Annotated in this window: 11 protein-coding genes and 1 pseudogene; 6 read left to right on the forward strand and 6 right to left on the reverse strand. The window is 59.2% G+C overall.

What is annotated here, in order from left to right:
- Positions 1–4 precede the first annotated feature (4 nt).
- The 4 genes and pseudogenes from PYH37_RS14165 to PYH37_RS14180 all read left to right on the forward strand — a co-directional run bounded on the left by PYH37_RS14165 (position 5) and on the right by PYH37_RS14180 (position 4217).
- A pseudogene (locus PYH37_RS14165) lies at positions 5–1245 on the forward strand (site-specific integrase).
- Between the two features lie 284 nt (positions 1246–1529).
- Positions 1530–2633 carry a phosphoenolpyruvate carboxykinase (ATP) gene (locus PYH37_RS14170; RefSeq protein WP_280735566.1) on the forward strand — a complete coding sequence of 368 codons (1104 nt, stop codon included), beginning with the start codon at positions 1530–1532 and terminating at the stop codon, positions 2631–2633.
- Positions 2620–3708, forward strand: a complete 1089-nt coding sequence (locus PYH37_RS14175) for a nucleotidyltransferase family protein (protein ID WP_280735567.1) — start codon at positions 2620–2622, stop codon at positions 3706–3708. The genes PYH37_RS14170 and PYH37_RS14175 overlap by 14 nt, the downstream gene beginning before the upstream one ends.
- Before the next feature lie 209 nt (positions 3709–3917).
- Positions 3918–4217 (forward strand): hypothetical protein, encoded by a 300-nt coding sequence (locus tag PYH37_RS14180; protein WP_280735568.1) that lies wholly within the window; start codon positions 3918–3920, stop codon positions 4215–4217.
- Positions 4218–4423: 206 nt separating this feature from the next.
- Here PYH37_RS14180 and PYH37_RS14185 read toward each other — a convergent pair whose 3' ends face one another.
- The 6 genes from PYH37_RS14185 to PYH37_RS14210 form a co-directional block, all read right to left on the reverse strand.
- Positions 4424–5671 carry a glycosyltransferase family 2 protein gene (locus PYH37_RS14185; RefSeq protein WP_280735569.1) on the reverse strand — a complete coding sequence of 416 codons (1248 nt, stop codon included), beginning with the start codon at positions 5669–5671 and terminating at the stop codon, positions 4424–4426.
- 643 nt (positions 5672–6314) lie between these two features.
- Entirely contained in the window at positions 6315–6776 is a 462-nt protein-coding gene (locus PYH37_RS14190) for a YbaK/EbsC family protein (RefSeq protein WP_280736043.1), read from the reverse strand.
- Between the two features lie 100 nt (positions 6777–6876).
- Entirely contained in the window at positions 6877–7065 is a 189-nt protein-coding gene (locus PYH37_RS14195; protein ID WP_280735570.1) for a hypothetical protein, read from the reverse strand.
- Between the two features lie 73 nt (positions 7066–7138).
- Positions 7139–7393, reverse strand: coding sequence for a GlsB/YeaQ/YmgE family stress response membrane protein (locus tag PYH37_RS14200; protein ID WP_280735571.1), 255 nt, complete (start codon positions 7391–7393; stop codon positions 7139–7141).
- A gap of 198 nt (positions 7394–7591) precedes the next feature.
- Positions 7592–8884, reverse strand: coding sequence for an L-rhamnose catabolism isomerase (gene rhaI / locus PYH37_RS14205; RefSeq protein ID WP_280735572.1), 1293 nt, complete (start codon positions 8882–8884; stop codon positions 7592–7594).
- A 13-nt stretch (positions 8885–8897) separates the two neighbouring features.
- Positions 8898–10997: a bifunctional rhamnulose-1-phosphate aldolase/short-chain dehydrogenase gene (locus tag PYH37_RS14210; RefSeq protein WP_280735573.1), complete on the reverse strand. Its 2100-nt coding sequence runs from the start codon at positions 10995–10997 to the stop codon at positions 8898–8900.
- A gap of 199 nt (positions 10998–11196) precedes the next feature.
- Here PYH37_RS14210 and PYH37_RS14215 point away from each other — a divergent pair, with 199 nt between their 5' ends.
- Entirely contained in the window at positions 11197–12009 is an 813-nt protein-coding gene (locus tag PYH37_RS14215; protein WP_280735574.1) for a DeoR/GlpR family DNA-binding transcription regulator, read from the forward strand.
- Between the two features lie 127 nt (positions 12010–12136).
- The gene (rhaS, locus tag PYH37_RS14220) at positions 12137–13126 is read left to right on the forward strand and encodes a rhamnose ABC transporter substrate-binding protein (protein WP_280735575.1); all 990 of its coding nucleotides are present in this window, start codon (positions 12137–12139) and stop codon (positions 13124–13126) included.
- The last annotated feature ends 273 nt before the right edge of the window (positions 13127–13399 follow it).

Consider the following 13399-nt stretch of genomic DNA (forward strand, 5'->3'; position numbering starts at 1 on the left):
TGACATGTCGGTAAGGAAGCGAGAATGGACGACTGCGAAAGGTGAGGAAAAATCCGCCTGGATTGTTGATTACTTCGACACGAAGGGCGTCCGGCGGCTCAAGACCTTCGCAAAAAAGAAAGATGCAGATCAGTTCGCAGCGACAGCGAAAATCGAGGTACGTGAAGGCACTCACGTTGCAGACCGCGACAGCTCCACTGTGAAACAGGCGGGAAAATTTTGGATTTCGAGCGGGGAGGCGGCTGGTCTTGAGCGCGCGACTATCGAGCAGCGAAAACAGCACCTTAAATTCCACATTGAACCGCTCATCGGGACGCCCTCCTTTCCCGCCTCAATGTCCCGGCGATCCGCGATTTCGAGGACCGGCTGCGCGCTGACGGCCGCAGCCCGGCGATGGTCAAAAAGGTGCTGGGGTCCCTAGGCTCTATACTTGCCGACGCGCAGGAAAGAGGACTGGTGACGCGTAATCCAGTTCGGGACATTCGCGGCGCCCGTCGGAAGGGGAAAGAGCGCGCGGCGGAAAAGCGAGCGAAGGGCAAGCTCAAGATCGGTGTCGATGTTCCGACGCCTGCCGAAGTCCGCTCGATCATCAACGAACTTGCCGGACGATGGCGTCCATTGATCTTAGCTGCGATCTTCACCGGCCTGCGCTCATCCGAGCTTCGCGGCCTCCGGTGGGCTGATGTCGATCTCAACACGCTCGAAATCCACGTGACGCAGCGCGCAGATCGCTACGATGACATCGGGCGTCCGAAATCAGGGGCAGGGGAGCGCAAGGTGCCGTTGCCACCGCTCGTCGCCAATGCCCTGCGGGAATGGAAGCTGATATGCCCCCGCAGGGATATAGGACGGATCGATGATGCCGGGAATGCGATTACGGAGTTGCATTTCGTTTTCCCAAACGGTTTCGGGAATACCGAGAGCCACGCCAACATCGTCAATCGCGGCCTTATCCCTCCCCAAATCGCTGCCGGGCTTACGGTCGATACCGGCAAGGTCGATAAGGACGGCGATCCGATCCTCAAGGCGAAGTACACCGGCCTTCATGCCCTCCGGCATTTTTACGCCTCGTGGTGCATCAACCGGCACGAAGACGGTGGTCTCGGCCTACCGCCGAAAGTCGTTCAAGAACGTCTCGGACACTCGTCCATCACCATGACCCTCGACACGTATGGCCACCTGTTTCCAAAGGGCGATGACGGTTCTGCACTGGCGGCGGCGGAGGCAATCTTGATGGGGGGTTAATTTTGGACTGCGACATGGTTGCGTCATGGAGGCGAAAAGACCAATACTTTCAAGACATGATCTCGGATTGAAAATCCGCGTGTCGGTGGTTCAAATCCGCCTCCGGGCACCATTCTACAAATTAGCGCTTGCTCACCGAATACAATTTCCTGCCGTGTCGCTCGCACGCCTTGCGACCGAAGGCTGTTTATTGGGCTGGCGTGAACGCGATTTTTCGATCACAAATAAGAAAATATGTTGGGGACGCCGATCCGAATTGATTGGCGAAGGGCAAGGGGTTTGGAATGAAGTTCCGCGTCTCTGACGGGGCACGATTTTTCCTGCTTGGTCAACGGAAGACGGTTTTTGTTGAATCGTCGCAACAGATTTTTGAAGTCGACGATCTCACGGCCTACCTGACGTGCACGCTCGCCGAGGCCACGTCGTTTCAACAATTGGAAGCCGATCTGACGGGACGTGGCATCAGCCCGAGGGGCGCGCGCTCGTTCATCAAAGAATATCTTCTCTATTGGTCGCGCCAGCAATTGCTGGACATTGTCCTCGATCGGGAGGATGGAGCGCCCCTTCATAGGCAAGTGCTCGATCTCGCAGGGACGGCGGTGTCGGTGGCCTATCATGATCAAGGATTGCTCGACCTCGTTCTGCCTGTCTTCGATCATCAGGCATCGCAAGACCTTCGGCCCTCGATTTCCTACGAAGTGGCGCGCTTCGGGGACCGGGCGTGCATCATCAGGAACCGCTCCGGAGGGACGATCGTCACTGCGGCAGAAGCGGCACCGACTCTGAAGGCATCGCTGACGGACGATGTTCTTGCAAACGTCGGGACGAATGTTGCCCTTCATGCGGCCCTTCTGGTGAAGAAATCGAATGGCCTTCTGCTTTGCGGCGCGCCCGGCGCCGGCAAGACGACGCTCGCTCTGGCGCTTCTCGAAAGAGGCTTTGCTTGCGGCGGCGATGACATCGCGTTGATGAGCGCGGATGGCTTGCTGCGGGGGGTGCCCTTTGCGCCGGCGCTGAAGCGAGGTTCATGGAACCTCTTTGCGGGCCTCCAGGATGCCATCATGGCCTGTCCGATACACCGCCGCCTGGACAATAAAAATGTGCGATATCTCGCGCCGGTCCGGTATGCACCGCGCGAGACGGTTCCGCTCGGAACTATCGTTCTCATCCGCCGCCGGAAAAAGGGCCCGGCCGTGATTTCAGATGTCGAGCCGGCGCGGGTCCTGTCGGAGCTGCTTTCGGGCGCCTTCACGCCGGCGGGCCGTCTGAGTTTGATGCAATTCCAAAGCTTGTTGCATGCTATTTCTGGTGCTCGCACAATCGAGCTTACCTTTTCGCGGCTCGATGAGGCCGTCGAGGTGCTGAGTCGATATCATGACGGGAAATAGCTACCGAAATCTTCTGGCCCTTGCGTCCTGTCTCGATGGCAAACCCCCTAAGGAGATAAATTGGGATGAACTGATAGCGCTGGCGAACAACAGCCTGACGATCTCATTCCTTGCTCTCGCGACAGCTAAATTTCCAGAAACGGTCGGCGTGCCCGAGGACGTCCGGAAATACCTGGCCGTGCTTTATGAGAGAAATACGCAGCGCAATTTGAGGCTGAAGACGCAGCTGAAAGAAGCGGTCAATTGCCTTAATCGGGTCGACATCGAGCCGATCGTCATCAAGGGCACGGCAATTCTCCTGGCCCGGGCACCGAGCGAGATCGGTGCCCGAATACTGACCGACCTGGATATTCTCGTTCGTCCCGCGGACATGCCCGGAGCTATCACAGCGCTTCAGAGCATCGGATATGAAATCCAGTTCACCGCTGGCGACGGCTCATGGCCGGGAAATCCAAAATTTCATCTGCCGGCCGTGCTGGTGCGCCCAACGGATGTCGGGAGCATCGACCTTCAATGCCGCCCGAAAGGTCCCATCTCCTTCAGCGATATCGAACGGCTATACCGCCACAGCAGCCGCACGGCCGTTGATGGCGGTGTTGTGCATATCCCGTCGGCTTTAGCGCAGATCGTCTTCCTGATACTGCATGATCAGTTTCAGGACGGCGATTATTGGCGAGGTCTGGTGGACCTACGCCATCTTTTCGACATTGCGAACATCGTCCGGTCGAACGACGTTAGGTGGGAGACGCTAAGGTCGCTGTTTGCAGATGGTTATGAAAGAAACGCCGCGGATACGCAAATTCTGACGGCTGCCACTTTGTTCCGTATCGACAATGCGACCAAACTGACATTCGGCAAGCTGCCGCATCTACAGCTTGCCCGGCGGAAGATGCAAATCGAAAGACAATACCTCGCCGTGCCTTTGACGCTTTTGACGCTTCTGACGGAAGTGGCGCACTATTCATCCTGGGACCGCTATGGCGGCGAGCCTTACCCCTCCCGATGGCAGGAGGCGAAGCGGAAAGCCCGTGAGTTGCGCCGCATTTTTCGGCCAAAGCCTTTGGGCAAGGTATAGAATTGGCCGTGAAAGCGCGCAGGAATTTCACTGTAACGCCTGCTAACGTGTTGAAATTTATTTGCAGTTTGCAACTAATGATTTCGGATTAATCCGAAATTATCGCGAGCTAAGTCTGGAGATTGGAAGTAAACAAGATAAATTCAGTGTCTATTGTGTAAATATTATTGTATTACTAATAAAAGACGCAACGCGAAGGAGAGGCGTGGATGTCCGAGATGCCAAACGAGCTGCCGTCACGGAGCGAGGAAGATCGGCGAGAATTTTTGAAAAGCTGTGGCCGATTCGCGATCGTGACGCCGCCCGCCGTCACCATGCTGCTTTCCACCAGCCTCACATCCAATGCGATTGCCGCTTCCGGAGGCGGTGGCAAAACTAAGGGTAATAATGGCTGGGGCAACGGCGCTAGCCCCAACAATCCCGGCAGTTCGCATGGCAACGGCGTGTCGCAGGGCGGTTCCGGCGCGGGACAGTCGCAAAGCGGCTCCAAGACCAACGGGGTTCGGTAAGCCAGCCTGCGTAAGATTTTTTTGCCGTTCCGATGGAAAAGTTATTCGCTCGTCCTCTTGCGCCGTGGGTCTTTTCAGACGCGCGGCGCCTTCACCTTTTGGATGCCGTTACTGCATGATTCCTCAAATCGGTTCTGATTAAGGAAGGGGTGCGCCTCCCCTTCCCGCAGGGGAAATGGAGACTCCTCGTTACTGCTCCAGGAGGCTCAGATCACGACGGTGCTGACGATGTCGCTCTCGCAGAAGACCAGATTCGGCGAGTAGCCTTCCGCAAGAAATGATTGCCGATCCTCACCGGCGACGACAAAGACCGCTGTCCGCAGGATTTCGTCCGGGGAGAGATCGGGGTCGTGGCTGACGACGGCAATATCTTGGCGGAGGCCGAGTTCTCGCAGGAGCCCTTCCAGCGAAGCGTGACTGTCGACGCCATGCAGCACCAGCCGATGAATCTCGGCTGCGGCATTCGTCGACCAGGCAAGGGTTTGCACCGCGACCATGAGCGGCAGCGATCCCTTCAGCTGCTGGGCAACCGGATGATGCTCGAATCCGGCAAGCGCCAGTCGCGAGAAGATTTCATACGCCTTGATATAGTCTTTCTTCGCCGCCCACATGCGCATCGCAACGGCCATGCGGACGCATGTGAACTGTTTGATGAGCTTGTCATGTGCCTGTCGCCGATCGGGCGTCAGCCGCACGGCACCGTGTTTGGCTCCGACGTGCAGGAAATATTCCAATCCACCCCTGTACCGATCCCACGCGGTCAGCAGTTCGTCGTGGCCCGCCTGCGGGCGATCACGGGCGATCTTCGACTGAATGACCTGGCGATAGAAGGGTTTCTTCAGGAAGGCGACGCCGCCTTGCACCATGTAATGGGCGAGATTCGCGAACGCCCAATAGGCGAAGTGGCGAGGCAGCCAGGCCGAGCGGAGCGTTGCCGTCCGGTAAATGCCGATTTCCGGAAAGATATGCCGCTCGACCATGAAGGCGAACAGCCGCTCGAACGCATCCTTGTCGAATTTGACGTCGGCGTCGACGTTGTAGAACAGCTCGGTATCTCTGCCCTCGACCTCGTTGTGGATGTACCAGGGTGCAAAGCAGGCGGAAATCTCCGGGTTTAGATCGAGATAACGAATCGCCTCCAGGAGGCCGTCGATGGCCAGCATGTCGTCGTCGGCGAGGTAGACGGCGTATTCGCCCCGCGCATGGCGGAAGGCGCTCGCCAGATTTGGCTCGGCGCCGTGGTTTTCCGCGCGTCGAAAGTAGCGGATGGGCAGCCCCTTGCCGACAAAGGTGTCGACGGTCTCGCGGGTGTTATCGGTGGAGGCGTTGTCCGAGACGACAATCTCATAGCGGTAGGGGATCTTGTAAAGATCGACAAAATAGCCGAGCGCCTTCTCGAGAAACGGTGCCCGATTGTATGTCGGTATGCAGATGCTGAGCTTGATTTGATCCACCCGGTTGCTCCTTATGATCTCGGCTCGTGCAGTGTCCGCTGCACAAGCGGGCTCGGCCTGAGACTGTTCTGCAAGGTCGTCGCTCAACGACAACTATGGCGACGTTCGCATTCCGGAATGCAGGCTTCGGCTTGCGTCCGACGAGATTATCCGGAGATCAGACGGAGCACAGCTATTCGACTTTGATCTTGCGCGAGGCTTGATCCGTCGAAGTATTTCGGTTGCCGCGAGACGCCGGCCATCGGCACGTTTTTGAGCCCAACCCCGGCAAGTCGACCGGGCAAGCGAGCCCGAGCGGATGAGGCTGGGCTACCTACGGCCGGGCTACTCCCTATTGGCAGGATGATTTCTTAGCCGATTTGTTACAAAATCCTTGACGTCCGATGAGGCGGGCCGGACTTCCGCGTCAGCCCGGACGTTGCATTCGTCCATTCCTGGGAGCTGAGGGGAATGACGGAACATATGATGAAGGTATTGATAAGCATCATGGCCGCGCTTTCGCTCGGCTCGTTGATGTTTCTATTCGCCATTCTCTAACTGCCGGACCGGCAGCCGCCTCAGAGCGGATCGCCGGGGTGCTTTGCACGCGCTCTGCGTCTCTCAGACGCACAGAGCTCGCGATAGCTTTGGCCATTCCAGATGATCAAGTTTCCGACACGTCGATCCATTCGGCTCCGGTCAGCTCAGCCATGCGCGCCGGGCTGATATGCACGGCGGCATTGGTTGCGCCGGCGGCGGGAACGACCACGTCATAGGTCTTAAGGCATTCGTCCAAGTAGATGCTGTGCGGTTTGGCAAGGCCGAAAGGGCAGACGCCACCGACCGGGTGCCCCGTCTCCGCCTCGACTTCTTCGAAGCCGAGCATGCGCGCCTTGGTGCCGAAGCGGGCCTTGTATTTCTTGTTGTCGAGGCGGGCGTCGCCACGGGTGACGATCAGGATGACATCATCGCCCACTCTGAGCGCCAGGGTTTTGGCAATCTGGGCCGGTTCGACGCCATGACCTTCGGCAGCGAGCGCGACCGTCGCGGTGCTTTGCTCGAGTTCAATGACATTGATGTCCGGGGCGTGGTGGGAAAAAAACTGCTTGACGGAGGCGAGGCTCATTTCGGGCGATCTATGCTGTAAATTGCTCGTTGTGAACGGACGGAATGCGCTGCCGGCGCGCTGCAGTTTCAGCGGCGTCGCGTCCGGATGGCGCAACGTTTCAATCGTCATTCGAGGCGTCAAGTTCTTCGGGGCGCAGGCCTTCCTGTTGCGGCGGCAGGTAGCCGTGGCTTGCGAACCAGTTTTCCAGAATCGTGGAAATCGCCTGTTCGCGTGTCAATGTGCCCGGATGATCGGTGATGAAGGACTTAAGCGCCGTCTCGATCTTTTCGGCATAGCGTTCGGTCATCTTTGCCTCCGCTCGTTCATTGCAGTGGTCGGCCCGCGCATAGTGCGCGGACCGTCTAAAAGGGTACCGCCATTCAGGCTTGTTTGACGATGCGAATGAGCACCAGGAGGATGATCGCACCGATCGTCGAGTGAACGATCGCGGAAAGAATGCCGCTGCCGATGCTGATGCCGATCGCCGGGAAGAGAAAGCCGGCAATGAGGGCACCGACAATGCCGACGACGATGTTGCCGATCAATCCGAAGCCGAAGCCGCTGACGATCAGGCCTGCAAGCCAGCCCGCAACGGCGCCGACGATCAGAAATACCAGAATGCTTTCAATACCCATGAACGGTTCTCTCCATTGTACCCCCAAGGAAAGATAGATCATGAAATCAGATAGCGGGCAATTCGATCACACAACGATTTTTGACCGGAGTCACACGGCAGATGCCGTTGAAAAACAGCGCGATCTTTCTCCAACGTGGTAATTGCCGGAGGTGCGGAGCGCGAAATGTTCCCTTTTCTTCGCGCCCCGGAACGCGGTTCAGACGATGCCGCCGCCACCGCCGCTGACTGCCGGGCGCTCCGCCGCCACTTTCATGCGGTAGCCGCTGGTGCGATAGGTCGCGACCGGCGCGATGGCGCCGCCGTTTTCGAAGCGTGCCATCGCGAGGATCGGCTCGACATCGGTTCGGAAAGCGACTTTCAGCGTTTCCGAGGCCATCAGCGCATCGTTTTCCTGCTGATAACCCTCGAGTGCCCTGCGATCGACGAGGAGCGCCTGGGCATAGGCGCGGCCGACTTCCATGGCGCTCGTCATCAGGCTCTCGATCGGGTCCGTCACATTGTGACTCTGATCGAGCATATGGGCTGGATTGAAGCCGTCGGCGGCCCGCACCTCGGCATCGACGAGTTCGTTGAACACCAGGAACAGGCGATAGGGATCGATCGATCCGGTATCGAGATCGTCGTCGCCATATTTCGAATCGTTGAAATGGAAGCCGCCGAGCTTCTTGAACTGGATCAGCCGAGCGACGATCATCTCGATATTGACGTTCGGGGCATGGTGGCCGAGATCGACGAGGCAAAAGGCTTTTGGGCCGAGCTCCTGTGCGATCAGATAATTCGTGCCCCAATCCTGCACCACCGTCGAATAGAAGGCGGGCTCGTACATCTTGTGCTCGGTGAAGAGCCGCCAGTCGTCGGGAAGCGCCGCATAGACCGCCTTCATCGCGTCGAGATAGCGCTCGAAAGCCCTTGTGAAATTGCTCTGCCCCGGAAAGTTGGAGCCGTCGCCGATCCAGACCGTCAGCGCCTTCGAGCCGAGTTCCTTTCCGATCTCGATACACTCGAGATTGTGCTCGACCGCCTGGCGCCGTGTCGCCGCATCGGTGTGCGAGAGCGAGCCGAACTTATAGGAGTGCGCCTGACCAGGGGTATCGGAGAAAGTATTGGAGTTCATCGCGTCGAAGCCGAGTCCGAGCGCTGTGCCCTTTTCCCTCAATGCCTTGAGATCGGAGACCTTGTCCCAGGGAATATGCAGCGAAACGGTCGGGGTCGCGCGCGTTAGCTGCTGAATGACCGAGCAATCTTCGAGCTTGTCGAAGATGCTGCGTGGCTCGCCCAGGCCCGGAAAGCGCGCAAAGCGCGTGCCGCCGGTGCCGACCCCCCAGGAGGGAACGGCAACGCCATAGGCGGCGACCCTCTGCTTGACGGCGTCAATGTCAATTCCCCGGCGCGCCAGACGCTCGCCGAGACTTTCGTAGTCGCGGCGCAATACATCCCGACGGTTTGCATTTTCGGCCTCGACAACGGATGTGCTGATCATTTCGGTCATGGCAGCCTCCCAATCAACGGGTGAAGGACTGGGCGTTGCCCGCGTCGACGTTGACGATGTTGCCGGTCGATTTCGCCGACATGTCGGAGGCGAGGAAGTAGACCGCCTCGGCAATATCTTCGGGGAAGACGCTGAGCTTCAACATGGAGCGTTCACGGTAATGCGCCTCCAGTTCGTCGACGTCCATCTTGTAGGCGGCAGCGCGCTGCTCCTTCCACTCGCCACTCCAGATCTTGGAGCCGCGCAAGACTGCGTCGGGATTGACCACATTGACGCGGATCTGCGCCGATGCGCCTTCGAGCGCCAGGCAGCGTGCAAGGTGAATCTCGGCCGCCTTGGCCGTGCAATAGGCCGAAGCGCCGGGCGAGGCGGCAAGACCATTCTTGGAGGCGACGAAGACGATGTTGCCGCCGGCCTTCTGGCTGCGGAAGATACGGAAAGCTTCGCGCGAAACCAGGAAATAGCCGGTCGCGAGAATATCCATGTTCTTGTTCCAGAGCGTGAGCGTCGTATCCTCGACGGCTGCCGACGAAGCGAGTCCTGCGTTGGAGACGAGAATGTCGAGCCCGCCGAAGGCGAGCAACGTGTCGCCGAAGCCACTTTCGACGGCCGCCTCGCTGGTCACATTCATATTGACGGAGCGGACGAAGTCTTTGCCGTAACGCCCGGCGAGTTCCCCCCGAGCGGCCTCGAGTGCCGTTTCGTCGATATCGGCGAGAACGACGCAGGCGCCTTCCTGCATCAAACGGTCGGCCGTCGCCTTGCCGATGCCGCCGGCGCCGCCGGTCACGAGCGCAATGCGTCCGGCGAGGCTCTTCGGCTTCGGCATCCGCTGGAGCTTGGCCTCTTCGAGGAGCCAATACTCGATGTCGAAGGCTTCCTGTTCGGGCAGGCCGACATAGGTCGAGACGCCGGAGGCGCCGCGCATCACGTTGATTGCATTGACGTAGAATTCACCCGAAATCCGGGCGGTCGCCTTGTCCTTGGCAAAGGTGATCATTCCGACACCTGGGATCAGGTAGACGACCGCATTCGGGTCGCGCATCGCCGGGCTGTCGGCGTGCTGGCAGCGCTCGTAATAGCCTGCGTAATCGGCGCGGTAGGCGGCGATCGCCGCCGGAAGTCCGGCAAGCGTCTGTTCGACGTCCGGCTGCGCCGGGTCGAAATCGATGACCAGGGGCCGGATTTTCGTCCGCAAGAAATGGTCCGGGCAGCTCGTTCCGAGCGCCGCCAACGGCTTCAGCTCTTTGGAGGTTACGAAGTCCAGCACTGCCTGGCTGTCGTCGAAATGGCCAACCTTCTTCTCGTCGGCGCTGATCAGGCCACGGATTATCGGCATCAGCCGCTTGGCGATGGCGACACGCTCGGACGCTTCGAGTACGGGCTTCACCGGACCGCCGAAAGCCGGCGCCGTGTTCTCGGCTTCGAACCATGCGATCGCCCGATTGATGATCTCGATCGTCGTCTCATAGGCCTCTTTGGCCGTATCGCCCCAGGTAAAGAGGCCGTGGCTTTCGAGCACGACGCCGCGCGCCTTGGGGTTTTCGAGGCAGAACTTTTCGAGCCAGAGCCCGAGTTCGTAGCCCGGCCGCTTCCATGGCAGCCAGCCAATCTCGTCGCCGAAAATCTTCTGGGTGAGTTCGCGGCTGTTTTTCGATGCGGCAATCGCGATGATCGCATCCGGATGCATGTGGTCGACGTGAGCCTTCGGCACATAGGCATGCAGGGGCGTATCGATCGAGGCGGCGCGCGGATTGAGGTTGAACGTGCAATGCGGCAGATAGCCGACCATCTCGTCTTCGAATTCGACGCCGCGATAGATGCCTTTCAAGGCGTTGAGCTTGTCCATATAGAGGGTGGCAAAGCCGTCCATCTTGATGGTGCCGACGTCGCCGCCCGATCCCTTGACCCAAAGGACTTCCACGGTCTCGCCGGTAAGCGGATCCTTTTGCATCACCTTCGCGGAAGTGTTGCCGCCGCCATAATTGGTGATGCGCTTGTCCGACCCGAGGAGATTTGACCGATAAAGAAGCCGCTCCGGCTCGCTCATCCCTGCCGGCTTGGCCTCATCCCAGAGATTGGCCAGGCGTGCGCCCTGTTGCTTGTCGAGCATCTCGATTTCCTCCCGGTCAGATGTCCGCTGGCGCTCAGGCCGCGGCGATATGATTGACATCAGATCACACGGTGGCTGCGCAAATGTCAATCAAAAACGATCAAAAACATTCATATTGCGGCGCACAATGAAAAATTATGATCGATGCTGATTGACAATGCTCGGGACTGATGGAAGCATGCAGGCATCGGAGGAGCGCATGCACGAGAAAGAAAGACATAGGGTCATCCTGTCGGCCGTACAGGAAAAACCGGTCGTAACCGTGCCCGAACTCGTCGAGCTCACCGGCAGCTCGGAGGCGACGATCCGCCGTGATGTCGCGGCATTGCATGTGCAGAAGCGCCTGCGCCGGGTGCGCGGCGGCGCCGAGGCGATCAATCCGCCGCAATTCGTCGGGCTCGCCGGCCGCCCCTTCAGCGTGAATGAAGGTCTGCATGCGCGAGAGAAGCAGGCGATCGCCCGGGAGGCGGTGGCGCTTTGCAAGGACGGCGAGCCGATCATTATCAATGGCGGCACGACGACCTTCCAGATGGTGCATTTCCTGGCGAACCGGCGGATGCAGGTCTTCACCAATTCCTTCCCGATCGCCGAGCACCTGCTTAAGCACTCGAAGAATACGGTGATGCTTTCGGGAGGCACGATTTACCGCGAGCAGAACATCATCTTGAGCCCGTTCGATAATGACGTGACGCGCAACTTCTATGCGCGGCGCATGTTCATGGGCGCCCAGGGGCTCGGACCGCTCGGCCTGATGGAGGCCGATCCGCTGCTGATCCAGGCCGAGCAGAAGCTGATCGACCAGGCCGACGAACTCGTCGTGCTCGTCGATTCCTCGAAATTTCACAAGCGTTCGAGCCTCATTCTCTGCGGGCTCAAGCGCATCGCCACGGTGATCACGGATTCGGGTATCGAGGACAGGCATGCCTCGATGCTCGAAAGTGCCGGCGTCAATCTCGTCATCGCCAATGCGAGGCCGACGATAGACGCGGAAAATGCTTCGACATCCGCCTGATGCGGATGGGGAGAGGGGAGTAGAGTCGGCCTTCCCGGGCGGGAGCCCACAAGAAGGTCGCTGAAAGCACAGGCGGGCCGGACGATGCATCCACTCCGGATACACGGGCCCAAGGGAGGAGAAAGTCATGAAAATTCTGAAATCACTGATGGTCACGGCGGCAGTCGCGGTTGCGCTGATGGCCAATGCCGCTCACGCGGAAAACAAGAAAATCGCGCTCGTCGTCAAGGCGCTCGGTATCGGCTTCTTCGAAGCCGCCAACAAGGGTGCGCAGGAGGCGGCGAAGGAACTCGGCGATGTCGATGTCATTTATACCGGTCCGACGACCACGACTGCCGAGGGCCAGATTGAGGTCATCAACTCGCTGATTGCCCAGAAGGTCGACGCGATCGCCGTCTCCGCCAACGACACCGACGCCCTCGTGCCGGCCCTCAAGAAGGCGATGGATCGCGGCATCAAGGTTATTTCCTGGGATTCGGGCGTCGCCAAGGAAGGGCGGCTGATGCACCTCAACCCGTCGTCTAGCCCGCTGATCGGCAACATGATCATCAAGCTCGCTGCGGATCATCTGCCCGAGGGTGGTGATGTCGCCGTGCTCTCGGCTTCCGCAACGGCCACCAACCAGAATACCTGGATCGCGGAGATGAAGAAGGTCCAGGGCAACTACAAGGGCATCAATGTCGTTGCCACCGTCTACGGCGACGATCTTGCCGACAAGTCCTATCGCGAGACGCAAGGCCTCATCCAGTCCTATCCGAACTTGAAGGCGATCATCGCGCCGACCTCTGTCGGCATCGTCGCAGCGGCGCAGGCGGTTACGGACGCCGGCAAGATCGGTCAGATCAACGTCACGGGCCTTGGCCTTCCGTCCGAAATGGCTGGCCATGTGAAGTCCGGCGCATCGAAGTCCTTCGCCATCTGGAACCCGATCGACCTCGGCTACTCGGCAACGATGATCGCCTATGACCTCATCAACGGTGCCGAAGCCAAGCCCGGCGCGGAATTGAAGATGGGCCGCATGGGGACCGTCAAGCTCGACGAGAACAATGAGGGCGCCATGGCCGACCCGTTCGTCTATGATGCCTCTAACGTCGAGGAATTCGCGAAGATCTTCTGATCGGCGCATGTGGTGGGCAAATTGCCCCTCATCCAGCCTGCCGGCCCACCTTCTCCCCGTAGAGATGGGGAGAAGGGAAATGCGGCGACGCCTTCGTCCCGCAAAGAGGTTGCTGCCAATGACGGCCGACCATCGGGGCGGATTCCCTCTCCACGCGAACGGGGAGAGGGCCAGGGTGAGGGGCGGTTCGCCTCGACGGGCGGCTCACCTCGAAGAAGGCACAGCCGACCGCCGCCTTATAGAAACGACTGACTTGGTGGACTGTCTTTTGTT

Origin of the sequence: Sinorhizobium numidicum (genome assembly GCF_029892045.1) — a bacterium.
GTDB lineage: Bacteria > Pseudomonadota > Alphaproteobacteria > Rhizobiales > Rhizobiaceae > Sinorhizobium > Sinorhizobium numidicum.

What these genes read in the sequence shown, in the direction of transcription:
- PYH37_RS14175 (WP_280735567.1), top strand. Translation starts at nt 2,620, where the DNA reads ATGACGGGAAATAGCTACCGAAATCTTCTGGCCCTTGCGTCCTGTCTC.
- PYH37_RS14180 (WP_280735568.1), top strand. Translation starts at nt 3,918, where the DNA reads ATGTCCGAGATGCCAAACGAGCTGCCGTCACGGAGCGAGGAAGATCGG.
- PYH37_RS14170 (WP_280735566.1), top strand. Translation starts at nt 1,530, where the DNA reads ATGAAGTTCCGCGTCTCTGACGGGGCACGATTTTTCCTGCTTGGTCAA.
- rhaI (WP_280735572.1), bottom strand. Translation starts at nt 8,884, where the DNA reads ATGACCGAAATGATCAGCACATCCGTTGTCGAGGCCGAAAATGCAAAC.
- PYH37_RS14190 (WP_280736043.1), bottom strand. Translation starts at nt 6,776, where the DNA reads ATGAGCCTCGCCTCCGTCAAGCAGTTTTTTTCCCACCACGCCCCGGAC.
- PYH37_RS14200 (WP_280735571.1), bottom strand. Translation starts at nt 7,393, where the DNA reads ATGGGTATTGAAAGCATTCTGGTATTTCTGATCGTCGGCGCCGTTGCG.
- PYH37_RS14215 (WP_280735574.1), top strand. Translation starts at nt 11,197, where the DNA reads ATGCACGAGAAAGAAAGACATAGGGTCATCCTGTCGGCCGTACAGGAA.
- rhaS (WP_280735575.1), top strand. Translation starts at nt 12,137, where the DNA reads ATGAAAATTCTGAAATCACTGATGGTCACGGCGGCAGTCGCGGTTGCG.
- PYH37_RS14195 (WP_280735570.1), bottom strand. Translation starts at nt 7,065, where the DNA reads ATGACCGAACGCTATGCCGAAAAGATCGAGACGGCGCTTAAGTCCTTC.
- PYH37_RS14210 (WP_280735573.1), bottom strand. Translation starts at nt 10,997, where the DNA reads ATGCTCGACAAGCAACAGGGCGCACGCCTGGCCAATCTCTGGGATGAG.